Source organism: Pantoea sp. PSNIH1 (assembly GCF_007680655.1).
GTDB lineage: Bacteria > Pseudomonadota > Gammaproteobacteria > Enterobacterales > Enterobacteriaceae > Pantoea > Pantoea eucrina.
This window is the reverse complement of record NZ_VEIP01000003.1, coordinates 315415-333816: the sequence shown is the minus strand read 5'-3', so window position 1 is coordinate 333816 and position 18402 is coordinate 315415. Positions and strand designations below refer to the sequence as shown.

The 18402-nt window shown below is 59.9% G+C and carries 11 protein-coding genes and 3 tRNA genes; 4 read left to right on the top strand and 10 right to left on the bottom strand.

The window, feature by feature from the left end:
- Positions 1 to 36: 36 nt before the first annotated feature.
- Complete coding sequence (gene mltA, locus FS690_RS11070; RefSeq protein WP_071668551.1) at positions 37 to 1185, bottom strand: murein transglycosylase A; 1149 nt, start codon at positions 1183 to 1185, stop codon at positions 37 to 39.
- Positions 1186 to 1390: 205 nt separating this feature from the next.
- Between mltA and FS690_RS11065 the strand changes: the two genes are divergently transcribed.
- The 3 genes from FS690_RS11065 to FS690_RS11055 all read left to right on the top strand — a co-directional run bounded on the left by FS690_RS11065 (position 1391) and on the right by FS690_RS11055 (position 1723).
- A tRNA-Met gene (locus FS690_RS11065) sits at positions 1391 to 1467 on the top strand.
- Positions 1468 to 1518: 51 nt separating this feature from the next.
- Positions 1519 to 1595, top strand: a tRNA-Met gene (locus tag FS690_RS11060).
- 51 nt (positions 1596 to 1646) lie between these two features.
- Positions 1647 to 1723, top strand: a tRNA-Met gene (locus FS690_RS11055).
- A gap of 89 nt (positions 1724 to 1812) precedes the next feature.
- Here FS690_RS11055 and amiC read toward each other — a convergent pair.
- Positions 1813 to 3048 carry an N-acetylmuramoyl-L-alanine amidase AmiC gene (gene amiC / locus FS690_RS11050; protein WP_039379939.1) on the bottom strand — a complete coding sequence of 412 codons (1236 nt, stop codon included), beginning with the start codon at positions 3046 to 3048 and terminating at the stop codon, positions 1813 to 1815.
- A 232-nt stretch (positions 3049 to 3280) separates the two neighbouring features.
- Here amiC and argA point away from each other — a divergent pair, with 232 nt between their 5' ends.
- Entirely contained in the window at positions 3281 to 4609 is a 1329-nt protein-coding gene (gene argA, locus FS690_RS11045; RefSeq protein ID WP_039379941.1) for an amino-acid N-acetyltransferase, read from the top strand.
- A 171-nt stretch (positions 4610 to 4780) separates the two neighbouring features.
- On the opposite strand, the gene recD is transcribed toward argA, so the two are convergent.
- From recD to FS690_RS11005, 8 genes are all read right to left on the bottom strand, one after another.
- Positions 4781 to 6628, bottom strand: coding sequence for an exodeoxyribonuclease V subunit alpha (recD, locus tag FS690_RS11040; RefSeq protein ID WP_039379943.1), 1848 nt, complete (start codon positions 6626 to 6628; stop codon positions 4781 to 4783).
- Positions 6625 to 10167, bottom strand: coding sequence for an exodeoxyribonuclease V subunit beta (gene recB, locus FS690_RS11035; protein ID WP_145339623.1), 3543 nt, complete (start codon positions 10165 to 10167; stop codon positions 6625 to 6627). The genes recD and recB overlap by 4 nt, the downstream gene beginning before the upstream one ends.
- A complete protein-coding gene (gene ptrA / locus FS690_RS11030) occupies positions 10164 to 13058 on the bottom strand; it encodes a pitrilysin (RefSeq protein WP_145339622.1) in 2895 nt (964 codons plus the stop codon). Before ptrA ends, recB begins: the two co-directional genes overlap by 4 nt.
- A 90-nt stretch (positions 13059 to 13148) precedes the next feature.
- Positions 13149 to 16529 carry an exodeoxyribonuclease V subunit gamma gene (recC, locus tag FS690_RS11025; protein ID WP_039379950.1) on the bottom strand — a complete coding sequence of 1127 codons (3381 nt, stop codon included), beginning with the start codon at positions 16527 to 16529 and terminating at the stop codon, positions 13149 to 13151.
- Between the two features lie 36 nt (positions 16530 to 16565).
- The gene (locus FS690_RS11020; RefSeq protein ID WP_113655886.1) at positions 16566 to 16862 is read right to left on the bottom strand and encodes a prepilin-type N-terminal cleavage/methylation domain-containing protein; all 297 of its coding nucleotides are present in this window, start codon (positions 16860 to 16862) and stop codon (positions 16566 to 16568) included.
- 22 nt (positions 16863 to 16884) lie between these two features.
- Positions 16885 to 17313 carry a DUF2509 family protein gene (locus FS690_RS11015; protein WP_104085484.1) on the bottom strand — a complete coding sequence of 143 codons (429 nt, stop codon included), beginning with the start codon at positions 17311 to 17313 and terminating at the stop codon, positions 16885 to 16887.
- Entirely contained in the window at positions 17310 to 17849 is a 540-nt protein-coding gene (locus FS690_RS11010) for a prepilin peptidase-dependent protein (RefSeq protein ID WP_039379955.1), read from the bottom strand. The genes FS690_RS11015 and FS690_RS11010 overlap by 4 nt, the downstream gene beginning before the upstream one ends.
- Complete coding sequence (locus FS690_RS11005; RefSeq protein WP_039379959.1) at positions 17840 to 18310, bottom strand: prepilin-type N-terminal cleavage/methylation domain-containing protein; 471 nt, start codon at positions 18308 to 18310, stop codon at positions 17840 to 17842. Before FS690_RS11005 ends, FS690_RS11010 begins: the two co-directional genes overlap by 10 nt.
- Between the last annotated feature and the right edge of the window lie 92 nt (positions 18311 to 18402).

The window sequence follows — 18402 nt, the reverse complement described above, 5'->3', positions numbered from 1 at the left end:
AATGTACTCTCCTGCAGAGAGCTGGCTGTCAGTGTATCAATTTGCACCGGTCAGCAGTGAACCGTTATTGCCGTTTTGCGCAGTGCTGAACAGCGGCTGTCCGGCACCGGGAGCCGTCTTCAGTACCCAGACGCGGCCGTAGTGGTTATAGAAGCCGGCCAGATGTGCGGCGTCCGGGCCTACGCCCTGATAGATATCAAAGTGCTGGCCTTTGATTGCGCCACCGACGTCCAGCGCCACCATCAGACGCATTTCATACTTACCGTTGAACTTACCTTTTGCATTCAGCTGCGGTACTTCCGCCAGCAGTGCCGTGCCCGCCGGGATCAGAGAGCGGTCCGAGGCAACCGACGCTTTGGCAATCAGCGGAACTGCGCTGGCACCCCGCACCGGCACGTACTCTTCAGGTTTAAAGAATACAAAGGACTGGTTGGTCTCCAGCACATCACGCACTTCCTGCGGTGAATGCTCCTCAGCCCACTGCCGGATGGCCTGCATCGACATATCTTCGCGTTTGACTTCACCGCGATCGATCAGCTCTTTACCGATGCTGTGATAAGCCCAGCCATTTTTACCGCCGTAGCCAAAGAAGCGCAGCGGACGTCCGTCCCCAAAATCGACGTAGCCGCTGCCCTGCACATCCATCATAAAGTTGTCGATCAGCGAGTTGCTCCAGGCGATAACGTAGCGCTCATCGAGCGCGCCGCTATAAATGCCGGCGCGGCTCGGCAGCTTCGCCCCGCGCGGGCGCGGCGGCATGCGGTAAATAGGATACTGAAACTCGCCCTGCCGGGTGTAACGCGCTTCCACTACCGGCGTGTAGTAACCGGTAAACTGCACGTTGCCATAATTGTCGGTGCCTTCCATCTGAAACGCATTCAGGCCGAACTGACGCAGCTGACGCGTATCTGCACCCGAAAGCAGCCAGTTCTGGATAGCGCTGTAGGTGTCATTATTACGGCTGAACAGACGCGAGGAAGCGGACTGAATCTGCTGCACCTGCAGGCCGAAATCCTGCCCGTTAACCGGACGCCCTTTGGCATTAGGCTCATTAACCAGCCCGAGCGGTTGCTCCAGCTTGCCATCAATATATTGCTGACCGCGATCGGTCGGCTTTGAGCTACAACCCGCTAATAGCGCCAGAAATGCGCCAGTGAGTGCATACTTTACCCGGTGTCCGTTCATGACTCTCTCTTGTTGTCGGTTGTTCGCCCGGCGACGATAGCAAAGCCCTGGTCATAATGAAATCTGCCACCCGCCACCGCCTTCACATCTGTACGTTTTTTCATCCGGATGCGACATTATTCAGCAACTGCTTATGGATTTCACCCGTTAAGCGCAAAAAGGGGTTGCATCGTCACGCGCCAGGTGTATAGTGCGCATCCACGGACGCGGGGTGGAGCAGCCTGGTAGCTCGTCGGGCTCATAACCCGAAGGTCGTCGGTTCAAATCCGGCCCCCGCAACCAATTCTTCTTAATGAAAAGACAATATGAAGTGTCGCTCAGGCGACAGACGGACGCGGGGTGGAGCAGCCTGGTAGCTCGTCGGGCTCATAACCCGAAGGTCGTCGGTTCAAATCCGGCCTCCGCAACCAATTGTCTTAAGAAGAATACAATGTGAAACGTCGCTCAGTGCGACAGACGGACGCGGGGTGGAGCAGCCTGGTAGCTCGTCGGGCTCATAACCCGAAGGTCGTCGGTTCGAATCCGGCCCCCGCAACCAATTCTTCTGATGAAGAAACATAAAACACCTTAACGGGTGTTTTTTTGTTTCTGCCGCCGGAAAAAAGCGGCATCGCTGCCGCCCTGCCCTTACCGCCGTGCCAGCACGCCGCCTTTATCAAAATAGGCTTTGATACCGTGAAAAATCGCTTCGGCCACCTGATGCTGATAGCGTGCGGTTCGCAGCTTGCGCTCCTCCTCCACGTTACTGATAAACGCCGTCTCAACCAGAATTGACGGGATATCGGGCGCTTTCAGCACGGCAAAACCCGCCTGATCAACCGTACGCTTATGCAGATGGTTGATGTGCCCCATGCGCGCCAGTACCTCTTTGCCAAATTTCAGGCTGTCACTGATGGTCTGACGCTGCACCATATCGAACATCGTGTGGTCGAGATAGCGATCGCCGCTCATGCTGACGCCGCCAATCAGATCGGCTTCGTTCTGCGTCTGTGCCAGGAAACGGGCTGCGGCAGAGGTCGCGCCGCGCGTGGAGAGCGCGAATACCGAAGAGCCACGCGCTGCCCGGCTGGTAAACGCATCGGCATGAATCGAAACAAACAGATCGGCACGCTGCTTGCGCGCTTTTGCCACCCGCACGCGCAGTGGAATAAACACATCTTCGTTACGCGTCATGTAGGCTTTCATATTGTGCTCTTTATCGATCAATGCCCGCAGGTAGCGACCAATCTTCAGCACAATATCCTTTTCACGCGTTTTGTATTTGCCGTGCGCACCGGGATCTTCGCCGCCGTGTCCGGGATCGATCATGATAATGATCGGACGATCGCGCCCCGCCTTACCCGGCAACGGTGCCTGCGCAGGCTGATCGCGCTCCAGATCGCCTTTGTTGTAATCGTTGAGCAGCGCCAGCAGCGGATCGTCGGCGTGCGATGCCTGACTGGGATACAGATCCACCACCAGCCGGTTTTTGATACCGGCCACGGGCGCCAGGGTAAAGGTTTTTGGTGCGACGTTACGCTTCAGCTCCAGCACAATCCGCACCGTGTGCGGATCAAACTGCCCGACCCGGGCCGTTTTGATAAAGGGATCGTCTGTGCGCACCAGCTTATTGATGCCTTTCAGCGCCGGATTGATATGCAGATTTTTGATATCAATGACCAGGCGTTCAGGGTTGCTCAACGCAAACTGCTTGTAGTGCAGCGGGATATTCGACTCCAGCGTGACGCGGGAGTACGTTGATGAAGGCCAGATGCGTACCGCAACAATGTGCTGACTCGCTGCCAGCCCGGTACGCGTTACGCTAAGTAGCCATAGCGCACCGGCACCTTGTAATAACCGTCTTCGGGAAAAAGCCTGGGACATGCCACTCCAACTACTGTGTTATGGATAAATCTGCGTCAGCCGACGCTCAGAAAGCGAAAACTTTATCCAATCTGGCAACGCTTGTCTCGTCGGAAAAGCCAGATAATGCAGGCTGTTATCAACGGATGCATCTGAAAAATCGTAAAGTAACGTCAGGCGCAACGCTTGCAATACGGCGAAAAACAGAATAAAAATACACTAATTACGAATAACCATTCACAGAGGGTGCACCGTGAAGGAACGCAGTACCGAGCTGGTTCAGGGTTTTCGCCATACCGTTCCCTATATTAATGCCCATCGCAACAAGACGTTTGTCATCATGCTGGGCGGCGAAGCCATTGAGCATGAAAACTTCTCCAGTATCGTTAACGATATTGGCCTGCTGCATAGCCTGGGCATCCGTCTGGTGGTGGTCTATGGCGCACGTCCGCAGATTGATGCCAGCATGGCGCAGCAGCAGCTGGAGCCTCTCTATCACAAACACACCCGCGTGACCGATGCGCAATCGCTGGAGCTGGTAAAGCAGGCGGCGGGCCGTCTGCAGCTTGATATTACGGCGCGTTTGTCGATGAGCCTTAACAACACGCCGCTGCAGGGCGCGCATATTAATGTCGTCAGCGGTAACTTTATCATTGCCCAGCCGCTGGGCGTGGATGATGGCGTTGACTACTGTCACAGCGGACGCATTCGCCGTATTGATGAAGAGGCGATTCACCGCCAGCTGGATAATAACGCGATTGTACTGCTCGGCCCGGTCGCCGTCTCTGTAACCGGCGAAAGCTTTAATCTCACCTCAGAAGAGGTTGCCACGCAGCTCGCCATCAAGCTCAAGGCAGAGAAGATGATTGGCTTCTGCTCCGAGCAGGGCGTGACCGATCGCGCTGGCACAATTATTTCAGAGCTGTTTCCCGGTGATGCGCAGGCGCGCATTGATGAGATGGAGAGCGACGGCGATTTTCTGTCCGGTACGGTGCGCTTTCTGCGCGGCGCGGTGAAAGCGTGTCGCAGCGGCGTGCGCCGCAGCCATCTGATCAGCTATCAGGAGGATGGCGCACTGCTGCAGGAGCTCTTCTCACGCGACGGTATCGGTACACAGATTGTTATGGAATCTGCCGAGCAGATCCGGCGCGCCAACATCAACGATATTGGCGGCATCCTGGAACTGATCCGTCCGCTGGAGCAGCAGGGTATTCTGGTACGGCGCTCGCGTGAACAGCTGGAGATGGAGATCGATAAGTTTACCATCATCCAGCGCGATAATATGACCATCGCCTGTGCCGCGCTCTACCCGTTCCCGGATGAGCAGATTGGCGAAATGGCGTGTGTGGCAGTACATCCCGACTATCGCAGCTCATCGCGCGGCGAGCTGCTGCTGGATCGCGTGGCGCTACAGGCGCGGCAGATGGGGCTAAAAAAGCTGTTTGTGCTCACCACACGCAGCATTCACTGGTTTCAGGAGCGGGGCTTTACGCCAGTAGATATTGAGTCGCTGCCAGAGAGCAAGCAGCAGATGTATAACTATCAGCGTCGTTCAAAGGTACTGATGGCAGATTTAAAATAAGCCACGTATTCCAGGGCCGCATAAATGCGGCCCCTGCGTGATCCTGTAGGGGCGCCATTTATGGCGCCCTGGCCGCACGGGAAACTCCGGGCCGCGTTATTTTCCCCCCAGGGCCGCATTAATGCGGCCCCTACAGGAGCACGTAGGGGCGCGATTATCCTGTACGAAGCTTTACGCGTCAGACGTCGCGCCAAGCCGTGACAGCAGGCCGCTGCGGCGCTGCGTGCGCAGCTGGACTGCGCGACGGAAAATGTTTTCATCACTGTAGAGCGTCAGCTGCCTGCGGGCACGCGTAATCGCGGTATAAATTAACTCCCGCGTCAGCACCGGTAAAAACTGGGCCGGCATCACCAGCGCGGTGTGCTCAAACTCCGAACCCTGCGACTTGTGCACCGTCATGGCCCAGGCGGTATCGTGTGCCGGCAGTCGGCTCGGCTGGACCGCTTTGATGGTCCCGTCCGGCAGCGGGAAGAAGACCTTCAGCACGCCCTCCTCGTCTGTCAGCGTGATACCGATATCGCCGTTAAACAGGCCCAGCGCGCTGTCATTGCGCGTGACCATTACCGGCCGTCCCGGATACCAGCGGCTGCCGCCTGCGGGGCGACGGATCAGCTGCAGCTGTATCAGCTTCTGCTCAATACGCTGATTGAGTCCTTCCACGCCAAACGGCCCTTCGCGCAGCGCGCACAGCAGCTGATAGCGGCCGAAAGAGGCGAGGATATCAGCCGGCGCGGCATCCTCAGCTACCTGCTGCAGAAAGTCCCGATAACCAGCACCAATCTCATTCAGCATTCGCTGATACGCTTCACCGCTGTTTAGCGGCGCACGCGCAATATCGCTGAAATTGCTCTGAAAGGCGCGCTCCACCGCCTGCGCATCACCGGCGTTAACGGCTGCTGCCAGCTGGCCGATGCCGGAGCTGGCATCAAAACGGTAGCTTTTACGCAGCAGGCAGATCGCATCGCGCACCGCGGGTGCTGCGGTTTCATTACTGCCGCCGATCTCACAGCCGGTCATCAGCGTCAGCTGCGTGGCGCGCACCGGACTGTAGCCCGCCTCCGCACAGCGACAGATATCGCCCAGTACCGCTCCCGCCTCTACGGAGGCAAGCTGGTCGCGGTCGCCGAGAAAAATTACCCGCGCCTGCGATGGCAGCGCGGCAATCAGGCTGGCCATCATGCCGAGATCCACCATGGAAGCTTCATCCACCACCAGCACATCGAGATGCAGCGGATTACCGGCATGGTAACGCAAACGCTGCGTTTCAGGCTGTGCGCCCAGCAGGCGATGCAGCGTGGTGGCCTCCTCCGGAAAGCGCTGGCGCTCCTGCTCGCTGACCGCCAGCTGCTGCAGCGCTTTTCCCAGTGACTCCGTCAGGCGCGCCGCCGCTTTGCCGGTTGGGGCCGCCAGCTGAATGCGCAGCGCGCCGTCGCTCAGGCGGATCAGCGCCGCCAGCAGTTTTGCCACGGTGGTGGTTTTGCCGGTGCCCGGCCCGCCGGAAATCACCGCGGTCTTCTGCGTTAATGCGACAGCAGCGGCAATCTTCTGCCAGTCATCCGGCGCGGTGCCAAACAGCGCATCCAGCACGCTGCGTACCTGCTCCGGGGCAAACGGCTGCGGCGCAGCCTGAGGATGGAAAAAGCGCGCCACGTCACCTTCATGATGCCATAAGCGATGCAGATAGAGCCGGTCGTCGCTCAGTACAACAGGGGCCGCGCGATCGCGGGAGCTGAGCGCATCCCAGCCCGCCAGCAGGCTGTGCCAGTCGTGCGGATCGCCTGCTGCCTGCCAGATCGCCTGCGCCAGTTCGGGATGACGGCCGCGAAACAGCTGCTCGCGGTTAAGCTGGGCCAGCGGCAGGCAGACATGCCCTTCTCCCGCTTCAGCGCTGAGACAGGCAGCAGCCAGTAAGCGGGCGGGTTCATCGCTGGTGGCTATCAGCTGAGCAAACTGCACGTCCAGCGGGCGCAGCAGCCGCAGCTCTGTTGCCTGCTTTAATAGCGTAGTGATATCGCTCATGCATCCTCTCCCTGCCCGCGAAACAGGCTATCAAGTTGTGTGACAAATTCAGCGGCAGGACGGGTGAAAAAGACGCCATTATCAGGCGAACTGCCATCCATACCGCGCAAAAACAGATAAAACACGCCGCCCATATGCTGCTCATAGTCGTAATCGGGCAGCCGGTGCTGCAGAAACCGGTGCAGCGCCAGCGTATAGAGCTGATACTGCAAATCGTAGCGATGGTCAATCATCGCCTGTGCCATGGCATCCGGGGTATAGGCTTCATGACTCTCCCCCAGCCAGTTGGATTTATAATCCAGCAGGTAATATTTTCCGTCCCGGCGAAACACCAGGTCGATAAAGCCTTTGAGCATGCCCTGCACCTGACTGAAGTTAAGTGCGGGCGCCTGCGCAGAGAGCGGGTCATGCTGGCGCATCAGCCGGTCCAGCGCGGGAGCGGTAAGCAGAGCGCTGATAGGCAGATAAAACTCCATCTCAATCAGGCGGTCGCGTGCGGCCACGTCAGCCAGCCGGATCTGCTGCGCATTAAGCGGCGTAGTCACAACCCGCTCAATCCAGCTGCTCAGCACCGGCTGCCAGTGCAGCGGGTAGCCGTTCTGCTGCAGATGCTGCTCCAGCAGCTCCGTCCCTGGCGGCTGGGTAAAGTCGATCGACTCAAACAGCTCATGCAGAAACGTACCCGGTGCGGCACCGCGCGGAAAATGATGTGGCGTCAGCACAACCTCTTCGGTCGCCGCCTGCTGCTCTTCACCCGCCGCTTCCAGGTCGAAGTGGGGCACCACCTCCAGCAGGCGATGCGCGCTGTGCTGCTGCAGACCTGAATAGCTGGTCACGCGCCACGATTCAGCCAGCTGGCGCGATATCGCGCGTGCATGCAGATCGTCGCGTACGCCAGCCTGCACCTGCCAGCGTGCGGCTTCAGCACGATCGGCCATCACCACCTCGCACCCTTCGCCGTTCAGCGCTTCCAGCAGCGCGCCGAGCTGCTCTGCCGTCGCCGCTTCGCCGCGCTGCAGCAGATAGCCCAGCGCACTTTTATGCAGGTCGCTCTCGCCCTCTTTTTTGCGCGCGCCGCGAAACAGCGGCGCCACGCCGATGCTGCAGTGATACACAGAGCGCGTCAGCGCAACATAAAGCAGGCGAAGATCTTCTGCCAGTCGCTCCTGTTCCGCCAGCGCCAGGCTCTGCTCATCGCCCTGCAAATCCAGCACCGCGCTGAAATTATCGCGGTCGTGGTAAAGCGCAATATCTGCTTCACGGAACCCGGCTGCAAACGGCAGCCAGACCAGCGGATACTGCAGCCCTTTCGATTTATGGATGGTGACGATCTGCACCAGATGGCGGTCGCTCTCCAGTCGCAGCTGCTGGCTGGCCGACTGACTGTCGGGCCGCGCTATCTGCTGTGCCAGATAACGTACCAGCGCATGCGGGCTGTCAAGCTGCGATGCCGCTTCCTGCAGCAGCTCCCCCAGATGCAGCAGATCGGTCAGGCGGCGCTCGCCATTTTCCGACGCCAGCATATTTTCGGCCAGCTGGCGCTCCAGCATAATTTCCCGCAGCATTGGCAACACACCGCGCTGATGCCAGAGGCGCTGCCAGCGCGCAAAGGTATCTACCAGCGTGTCCCAGCCGCGCGCATCGCGATCGAGCGTATCCAGCTGAGCCGCATCCAGCGCAAATAGCGAAGTCGCCAGCGCCGTACGCAGCATCCGCTCCTGTTCCGGAGCCAGAATAGCGCGCAGCAGCCAGAGCAGCTCGCGCGCTTCCGGTGTCGTGTAAACGCTGTCGCGGTTAGAGAGATAGACTGAGGGGATCGCGAGCTGCGCCAGCGCTTCGCGGATCTGATTCGCTTCGTTGCGGCTGCGCACCAGCACCGTGATATCCGATGCCTGTACGGGCCGCAGCGCCGGCCCTTTTCCCAGCATCGCCTCGCCCTGCTGCCCCGCCTGCAGCCAGCGGCTGATATCCATTGCGCACTGCTTTGCCATTTGCTGCTGATATTCGCTGACGCTGGCACCGCTGCCGGGCTGCAGCCAGAAGCGCAGCGCGGGCTGTTCTCTGCCCTCTGCCTTTAGCGACAGCGCCTGGTTAGGCGGCGCAAACTGCACCGGCAAAAACGGAATTTCAGCAAACAGAAAGGGAGCCGGCAAGCGTGAGAAAAGCTGGTTTACGCTCTCTACCATCGCGGGTGACGAGCGCCAGTTAGTGTCCAGCGTATAGTGCGCCGCAATTTCATTACGCGCCCGGATATAGGTAAAAATATCCGCCCCGCGGAAAGCGTAGATCGCCTGTTTGGGATCGCCTATCAGCAGTAGCGCATGTTCAGGCTGATGCATATAGAGCGTACGGAAAATCCGGTACTGCTGCGGATCGGTATCCTGAAATTCATCGATCAGCGCCACCGGGTAGCGCTGCCGGATCAGCTGCGCCAGCTGCGCGCCGCCCGCCTGCTGCAGCGCATCATCAAGCCGGCTCAGCAGATCGTCAAAGCCCAGCAGCGCCTGCAGCCGCTTCTGTTTATGCACCGCCTCACGCACTTCGGTCAGCGCCCGAGCAATGACCACATCACGCAGCGACAGCGGTTCAGCCAGAAACGCGTCAATTGCGCTGAACAGCGCGTGCCGCGGGGCGTCGCCTTTTTTGGTTTTCTCATCCAGTATCCGCTGCCCGAAGCGTGCCAGCTCGGGCGGAACCTGGTAATCACTGCTGTCGCTATGGGCCCACTGGCTCACTTTACTGACCCAGGCGGGCAGATGTTTGCTGCTGTAGCTGCGCTTATCCACGCCCGACTGCTCAACCAGCGTCTGCACGTCATCACCCAGCGTTCGCCACTGCGCTTTGATCTCCGCGATGCGCGCCATATTACGTGCATGCCGCGACGCAAGCGTCTCCTGGTCATCCGGCGGCAGCCGCAGCGAGGGCGACTCTCCCTGCAGCCACGGGCGCAGGGTAGCCAGCAACTGTTCCGGCCCCAGCCATTCGGTGACAATCACGCGCGCGATATCCAGCGTCAGCGGATAGCAGTGACGCCGCCAGAAATCAGCCGTTGCCTGACGCAGGAGCGGATGCTCATCTTCAATCAGCTGCTGTTCAAACAGCATGCCGGACTCAAACGCGTTAAGATTGAGCATACGCTGGCAGAAGCCGTGGATGGTGAAAATAGCGGCTTCATCCATCTGTCTTTCCGCCGCCAGCAGCAGCGAGGCGGCCTCTTCCCGCTGCGGGATCGCCTGCAGCAGTGCGGTCAGCATCGCATCGCTGCTGACGCCGCGAATACAGGCGAGCCGCAGCGCGTGGATATTCGCGCGGATACGACCGCGCAGCTCTGCCGTCGCCGCTTCGGTGAACGTCACCACCAGAATCTCTTCTACCGAGAGCGGGCGACTATAAGCGTTCTCTTCGCCCAGCCCCAGCAGCAGACGCAGATAAAGCAGGCCGATGGTAAAGGTTTTACCCGTACCGGCAGAGGCCTCAATCAGGCGCTCGCCGCGCAGCGGCAGCGTCAGCGGATTGAGGGATTCAGCACGCTGACTCATGGCGTATCACTCTTAATCGGCAGCGACTGCTGCAGCTGCGCCAGCGCCGCCCAGGTGGTAAAGCCAGGTAGCGCTGCGTAATCTGCCTGCGGTGCGCTCTCCTGCGTACCGCTGATCTGGGAAATCATCGCCATTCCCTGCTGCCGGATCGCCTGCCGGAAGAAAGTGGCCAGCTGCGCCGGCGTCAGCTGCTGCACCTGCGCAATCACTTTCTCTCGCGTATCGAACGCATAGTTCTGACGGCTGAAGTCACGACTGTAGCGATTGGCTTCCTCCTCCAGCGTCTGAGGACGCTGTTTCAGCTCATTGATCATCGCCTGCTGGTACTGCGCAAAGGTCTCGGGCTTCATGCTGCGCAGCCGCTGTTCTGCCTGCGGATAGAATGCCTGGAAGCGCTGCAGCAGGAACGCGGGCTGCCGGCTGTTGCTCTGCAGCAGAAAACCGATGCCCCACTGGCGGCCTATCGGCATCTGATAGGTAAAGACGGCATAGCCCAGCTGCTCTTCCGTGCGCAGCTGGTTATAAAACCACGGCTGGATAATCTGACTCAGCAGCGTACTGGCGGCCATGCTCTGATATTCATCATACCCGACAGGCACATAGAGCGCCGCCAGCGCGGAATCGCTGCTGCTTCCCGCCTGCTGCAGGTTCGCCTTGATCGGTTTATCCACCACAACATAGTCACTGCGCCACGGTGCCTCTCCGCTGCTCTGCAGCTGCGCTTTCAGGGCCACGCCAAGCGCTTCCGTCTCTTTTGCTGAGAGATTACCCACCGCCAGCATCTCTGGTGTCGACTGATGCAGCAGCGCGTCACGCCAGGCGATCACCTCCTGCAGCGTGATCTCCGGCAGCAACCGGCGGCGTTCGTCGCGCTGGGTATAGGGCAGCTGCGACAGCATCTGCATCGGCTGGATCGCCTGTTCAAACGCTTTGCCTTTTTCAGCCGCATCCAGACGGTCGCGATACCAGGATTTAGCCTGAGCGAGCTGCGCTTCATCCGGACGGAAGCTGCTGTAACCGGCGACCAGCTCCTGCAGCAGCTGCGGCAAACGCTGGGTAAATCCGCTGGCGTTAAACACCAGGCCATCATCTTCTCCCACGGAGAAACTGATGCCACCCACCGACGCCTGCGAGTTGAGCTCATCCAGCGCCTGGCTGGAGAGATAATCATTCAGACCAAACAGCACCTGCTGACGCGCGTCGCCGATCGCTGCCTTATTGCGTAGCGCCAGGGTAATCGCCGCTTTTGGCTCGTCAGGATAGAACCGGCTCGGCATCCATAAAATACGCATTGCCGCGTCATTACTGAGCACAATCGGATGCGTGTAGTTTTTCCCGTCGCGTGCAATCAGTGAAAAGTCAGTGGGAATATAGGGATTGAGCGCGGGCAAAGAGAGCGTGATATGCGCTGCACGCTGCTGCCAGTCGCTGTACTGCGCGGCGCTGATTTTATCAACCTGATACGGCGCATTAACAAAGTAGGCCTGCTGATTGTGCGGCTCCTGCGGGCTGATATACCAGATGCGGGCATTTTGCGGCGTCATCTCACCAAGGCGTGCCGCTACCGCTGCAGGATCGAAGCGATCGGCAAGGTAAGGCGCATCCAGCGTGTGCGCGACCGGCACACGCAGCATGGTGTCGGCCAGCCACTGAATGTAGTCCATATCACGGGTAATTGACGGATAGCGGTAATCAAGCGCCAGCACATGCGATACCTCGTCAAAATAGCGCTTATCAATGCCGTTGCGGCGCAGCATATCGAGGTAGCTGAAAATGGCGGCCACGACTTCATCGCGTCGCGTCAGCCCTTTATCCGTCAGCGACACAGAAATAGCAAAGACGCCGCTGCTGCGCTCGGTGACCGGATCGGCCCCTGCGGTCACGCCATCGGCCAGTCCCTGCTTCTGCAGCCAGTCATTCAGCGTATTGGCGCTGCGGTTACCCAGCAGATAGCCAATCAGCGTATCGGTTTTGCTGCGGAAATCGGCGCTGTTGTTCGCGATCCGAAACTCAATCTTCAGCTGTTTACGCGGCTGAGCCGGCACGTAGTGAATAATGATGCCTTTCTGCGCCCCGGTGACCACCGGTACATCTATCTCCGGCACGCTAGCCGGATGTGCCGCGACGCGCCCAAAGGTGGCGGCGGCCATCTGCGCCATCTCAGAGAGCGGTTTATTGCTGTAAATCACTGCTTTCATCAGGCTGGCAGAATAGTGGGTACGGTAGAAGTCGCGCAGCGCCTGCTGCAGTTTGCTGCCCGGTTTATCACTCAGCGTCTCCAGGTTGCCTCCGGAGAAACGCGAACCCGGATGCTGCGGATTCAGCGTCTCAGCACTGACCTGCGCCATGCGCAGCCCGTCCCGCGAGCGCGCCATCGTCAGCTCTGCGTTGACGGCGTGACGTTCGCGATCGGCGTTAACCGGATCGAGCAGCGGCTCCGCAATCGCATCCGCCAGGCGATCTGCCGCAGGCTGCAGCGCATCGTTCTCCACTTCCAGATAGAATGCGGTGCGGTAAGAGGCGGTGCTGGCGTTGTGACTGCCGCCGTGCATTTTGAGAAATTCCGCAAGATTATCGGGCTGGGGGTAACGTTTTGAGCCCATCAGCACCATATGCTCCAGATAGTGCGCCAGCCCGGGCTGCTGGTCGGGATCGTCCAGCGAGCCAATCGGCAGCGTCAGCGCCGCCAGCGACTTCGGGGCCTCAGCGTCTGAAACCAGCAGCACCGTCATACCGTTGTTCAGGGTAATCGCCTGATAGCTGCGCGGATCGCGATCGCTTTTGCGGATAATGTCATTAACCGGCTGCCAGCCCTGTCCGGTATCGGCAAAAACATTCAGCGCCAGCGCGCCTGACAGCAGCGCGCCGATACAGCGTGCGTAAATCCGCATGTAAACCCCTTAATCTTACTCTGCCCTGCGGCTGGTTTTCCGCGCAGGTTTATCAACATATTATTCTGGCGTAAGCGCGACGCTTAGCAGCTATTTATCATCCTGATGGGCGAGACGTACCGGCAGATACCACTGCCGTGCTGCAGCGATAATCGCCTGCAGCATCTCCTCATTCAGCGTGCGATTCAGGCGCTGGAGATAAGGATCGCTGCCCTCCCCCTGCACCTGATAGCCGCCCTGCCACGCCTGCAGCAGCTTATTCAGCGCCTTTTTCTGCGTGGCGTCATCTTCCAGCAGCTGGCCGCTTTTGCGATCGAAGCTCGCCTCCAGCCAGGCGCCGCCGCTTTTGTTTAACAGCAGCAGCGGCTGCGCCAGCCCCTGCTCGCAGGCGGCGGCATACTCTGCCAGCAGCGACTGCGCCCGGTCGGCGGCTACGGCATGAAAGCGCCAGCAACTCTGTTTACGGCCATACATCCGGCTTACGCCGCTGCCGCCCAGCGCACAGTAGACCAGATGCTCCAGCCACAGCTGCAGTCCGTCATTCATGTTCAGCACGCCAGGCCGCCAGCGCAGCAGGCCATCAGCCTGCACCTGCGTCAGCCAGCCGGTCAGCCGCACGGTACCGAGCTGCAGATTTACCTCCTGACTCTCTGCCGGCAGGCGCTCTCCGGCGACTTCCGCCGCAACCTCCTGCATCTCTTCGGTCTGGCTCTGCCAGAAAAGTTCACCAAAGGCGCCATAAGGCAGGTTACCTGCTGCGCGATGATGCGCATAGAGCTGCTGCGGATCCTCGCCGTTCACCAGCGCATTGAGCAGCTGCGCGTTTAACTGATAGCGCTCAAGGCTATCAGGTGCAAAGGGCTCGCTATCGGGCAACTCACTCTCTTCTGTCCAGAATGAGACGCCAAGACGCTGCTGAAACCAGGCGCGAACCGGATGACGCCAGAAGCGCAGCAGCTGTTCCAGCGTCACAATCTCCTGCGTTTTCACCGCCAGCGGCTGCACGAAGTCGGGCTGTGCCACGCCGCGGCCGGTAGCCGCCGGCAGCCATTCGGCAGCAAAGCTCTGCCGGTGAGTGTCAGGCGCAAAATTCTCTGCGGCAAATGGCATGCGGCTGTGCAACGTTTGTAAGTGCTCACGTACATGCTGTTCACTGATGTCCGGCTCGCACTGCTCATCGCCCGGCAGGCAGAAACTCTGCCCCAGATAATCAAGCAGTTCCGTGACCAGCACTGAGGGATAGCGCTCGGTGTTATCCTGAATCGCCCGGCCGATATAGCTGATATAGAGCTGCTGCTGGGCTGAAATCAGGGCCTCAAGGAACAGATAGCGATCGTCATCGCGCCGGCTGCGGTCGCCTTTGCGCGTCTGCTGCTGCATCAGGTCAAACCCTACCGGTGCCAGCGTGCGCGGGTAGACGCCATCATTCATACCCAGCAGGCAGACGATTTTGAAGGGAATTGAGCGCATCGGCATCAGCGTACAGAAGTTTACCGGACCTGCCAGAAAACGCTGGCTGATGCGCTGCTGATCGAGACGTGAGCGCAGCTCATCACGCAGCAGCGTCACCGGCACCGGCTGCTGATAAGCAGATCCCATACCCTGTTCAATGATCTCTTTCCACTGCGTCTCTACCAGCAGCAGCGCCGCCTCGCTTTCGGCATCTCCGCTGAAAAAGCTGTCAATCAGCTCACGGCACAGCGGCAGCCACTCCGCCAGCGTGCGCTCACCGGCCAGCCGGCTGCGCCAGGTATCAAGCCGCATCAGCAGCTCGGCCAGATGTCCCGCCAGCTCTGCGATCAGACCGCTTGACTCATCGTAAGGCAGGATCCCCTGCCAGTCACCGTTGCGGCTCTCAAGCGCATAGCCCAGCAGCATACGCTGCAGGCCAAAACGCCAGGTGTGCTGGCCGGTAACCGGCAGCGACAGCGCTTCAATACTGGCATCGTCCAGCCCCCAGCGAATACCGGACTCCATGACCCAGCGGCGCAGCAGACGCAACCCGCTCTCATCCACGGAAAAACGCTGCGCCAGCGCCGGCACCTCCAGCAGCGCAAGGATCTCCTCTGAGGCGAAGCGACTCTCCGGCAGCGTCAGCAGGCTCAGCAGCGCCAGAATGGCCGGATGAGCCTGACTGGCACGACGGTCAGAAATGGCAAATGGCAGATAGCGATCCGGCGGTGCGCTGGCAAATGCCGCCTGAATAAAGGGCGCATAGCTATCGATGTCTGCCACCATAACGATGATATCGCGCGGCTTAAGCTCAGGATCGGCCTCCATCATCGCCAGCAGGTGATCCTGCAACACCTCCACTTCACGCTGTGCGCTGTGACAGATCTGCAGCGTGATGGAGCGATCGGCCGGATCGAGAGGGCGCTTCTCTGCGCTGTTCATCAGCTCTCCGGCACTCAGACCAATCACCGCGCGATCGTCAAGATTCAGCAGGTCAGCCTGCAGGTTGTGCAGCAGCGTGTCATCAGGCAGATCGACAAATGCATCGATATCGTTGGCGGCTGACTCCATCTGGCTGAGCAGAAACAGGTTATCGCGTCCCAGCTTTCCCCAGGAGGCGAGCAGCGGGTTTGTCAGCTGCTGTTCACCGCTGCTGTTAAACAGCGTGGAGGCGGCTTCAGGTTCGCGAAACAGCGGCAGCGTCTCCTCTGAATGCAGACGGCGGCGCTGACGGCTCTGCAGCTTTGCCAGAAACGCGTAATCCTGAATATCCCCCCAGTAGTGGCGGCAGGGATTAGTAAACAGCAGATGAATATCGATATGGCGGCCCAGCGCTTCAAGCGCCTGCAGGTAGACTGGCGGCAGCGCGGAGATACCGCAGATAAATACGCGCGGCGGCAGGCCAGGCGGCGTGCTTTCAGCCCGTTCCAGCGTTTCAATAAAGCGGGCGTACAGATTGGCACGGTGCCACATCGGCTGACCGAGGCTTTCCGTAAAGCTGACCAGATCGCGCCAGAGCGCCGCCTGCCACTGCTGAGCGTCACCCAGTCCCTCAATCAGTGCACCATGCTCCCAGCTGTTGAGCCAGTCAGCACGATAGACCAGATACTGGTCAAAGAGGTCGGCGACGCGGGTGCTGAGCTGGTAGAGCTTACGCTTGTCGTCGTCATCCTGCAGATAGAGCCGCAGCGACTGAAACGTCTCCTGCTCCAGCAGCACCGGCAGGCGCTGCATCAGCTTCCAGCTCATGTTGGCTTTAGTAAAGGCGCTCTCTTCCGGGATCCCCGGCAGCACCTTCACAAACATGCTCCAGATAAAGGTGGCAGGCAGTGGGAAATCGATATTTGCGGCAATGCCAAAGCTGTTTGCCAGCTCCATCTGCAGCCACTGCGCCATTCCCGGGCTCTGTACCAGCACCTGTTCAGCCGCAAAAGGATCGGCGAGAGGCTGGTTTTCAATCAGGATGCCTGCCAGATTTTTCAACAGATCGAGCTGATTGGAGTGGTAAACCCGGAACATAATTCTCCTTTAACAAAGCAGTACCCTACAGCCTGGTCACTCTACCCTTAAACGGCGGAGATGCCTATTAATCTGGTCATCTTCGTGACATTTCAGCCGTGCCAGCATCGCTGTGCGCTGATGCGGGCCGGTCACGGTCACCCGCTCCAGCGTGCAGCTACCTGGCAGAATCTGCTGCTGGCGCTGCGTGTGCCAGCCCGCTGTGTCATGACCCAGCAACGCCTGCTGCGCAACCTGCCACGCCTGTCGCTGCTGCCACTGCTGGCTGAACCCCAGCGTCAGCGCACGCTGATAGTGCAGCAGCGTCGAGATGCTCAGCGCCAGCAGCAGCATGCCCACCAGCGCCTCGGCGAGGCTAAATCCCCGCTGTAACTGCCTCTCCCGGACACGCCTCCGGCGCGGCCAGCGGGCAGAAGTCAATCCAGCCGTGCGGCAAGGCCAGCACGCGCGCTCCACGAAGTTCAACCCAGCGGTAGAGCCAGAGTGCGCTGCCTGCCTGGCGCGCGGATAACAAGCCATGCCCTTCCTCCCTGCGCAGCAGACAGCTCTGCCACTGCGCGGTTGTCCACTGCTGACACTGCCAGCCTTCAGCCGGCGACCACTGCTGCTGCACTCCCCAGCGCAGCGCCGCCTGCGCCTGGCTGTGATGCTGAAAGTAGTGCTGCGTATCGGCAACCAGCACCATGCTGCGGCTCAGCTGCTGGCGGGTCGCATGCAGCGTTACGCCTCCCAGCAGCAGCAGCATCATGACCATGCCGAGCGTACTGTTGCCCCGCTGGTTCACAGATTGATGCCTTCGATAACGCGTACCAGCGTGACCTGCTGCTGACCTGCACGTGCCGCCAGCTCCAGCCGCAGGTAGCGCTGCTGGCGGCTGACCTGAAAACGTTCCAGCAGCATAAATGCGGGATCGGTGATGCGCTCCCAGCCGCTACCGTGACACGCCTCAACGCCGCGCTGCATCTCCAGCTGCCCGCTACGCAGACGATAGCCGTAGTAATCACTGTCGCTATGCCCCGCTCCCTCCCAGCGACCGTTGCTGTTCTCATCCCAGCGCAGCAGCACACAGCTGCCGCTGTTTGCCAGCGTCAGTGGCGCACCGCTGCAGGTTCCCCGGCAGTAGCCCGCCCGGCGCAGCGCTTTTTCCAGCATGCCGGCTATCTGCTCCAGCTCCTGCTGCAGCTGTACCCGCTGCTGCAGCCGCAGATTCTGTTCCAGCAGCAGCGGCAGAAAGCGCCCCAGGCTGAGCATCAGCATGGCGCTTATCGCCAGCGCAATCAGCGTTTCCAGCAGGCTGAACCCGGCCTGAGCTACCCGCACGTCGCTGCTTCCGGCTGGCAGAGACGAACACGCGCGCGGGCAGAGATGATTGCGCGCCAGCGCCCGGCAGCGCTCGTTATTTCCACGCTACCGGCGCGCGCTACGTCTCTGCGCCCGTAAAAACCGGGTTCGCCCGTCAGTGCGCTGAGGTGTATGCCTGCATACGGTGGCGTGAACCACCAGCGCGAGGGCGTCGTGCAGCCTGCAGGCGGTACGGGGCCGGTACCGAGACAGCCACCCTGACCCGGCTGCAGCCAGAGCTTTAGCTCGCGATTATGCCAGCCCGCATGCGCACGCAGCTGCAGCAAAAACGCCTGCAGCTGCAGCACACTTTCGCGCAGCTGCTGCTGCTGCTGCCACCGCTGCCACCCCTGTATCGCCCCGCCGCCCAGTACGCCTGCGATGAGCATGACGATCAGCAGTTCCGGCAGGGTAAATCCGTGATGATTATCTCTGTTCATGACGTCACTCTGCCGTCAGCGCAGCAGCGCTACAAGCGTGACAATTGTGCGGTCAGGAGTGGCTCACAGACGTGCTTCAGCCGCTACAGAGA

What these genes read in the sequence shown, in the direction of transcription:
- FS690_RS11005 (WP_039379959.1), bottom strand. Translation starts at nt 18,310, where the DNA reads ATGAACAGAGATAATCATCACGGATTTACCCTGCCGGAACTGCTGATC.
- recD (WP_039379943.1), bottom strand. Translation starts at nt 6,628, where the DNA reads ATGAGCGATATCACTACGCTATTAAAGCAGGCAACAGAGCTGCGGCTG.
- amiC (WP_039379939.1), bottom strand. Translation starts at nt 3,048, where the DNA reads ATGTCCCAGGCTTTTTCCCGAAGACGGTTATTACAAGGTGCCGGTGCG.
- ptrA (WP_145339622.1), bottom strand. Translation starts at nt 13,058, where the DNA reads ATGCGGATTTACGCACGCTGTATCGGCGCGCTGCTGTCAGGCGCGCTG.
- mltA (WP_071668551.1), bottom strand. Translation starts at nt 1,185, where the DNA reads ATGAACGGACACCGGGTAAAGTATGCACTCACTGGCGCATTTCTGGCG.
- recC (WP_039379950.1), bottom strand. Translation starts at nt 16,529, where the DNA reads ATGTTCCGGGTTTACCACTCCAATCAGCTCGATCTGTTGAAAAATCTG.
- recB (WP_145339623.1), bottom strand. Translation starts at nt 10,167, where the DNA reads ATGAGTCAGCGTGCTGAATCCCTCAATCCGCTGACGCTGCCGCTGCGC.
- FS690_RS11020 (WP_113655886.1), bottom strand. Translation starts at nt 16,862, where the DNA reads ATGCTGCTGCTGGCGCTGAGCATCTCGACGCTGCTGCACTATCAGCGT.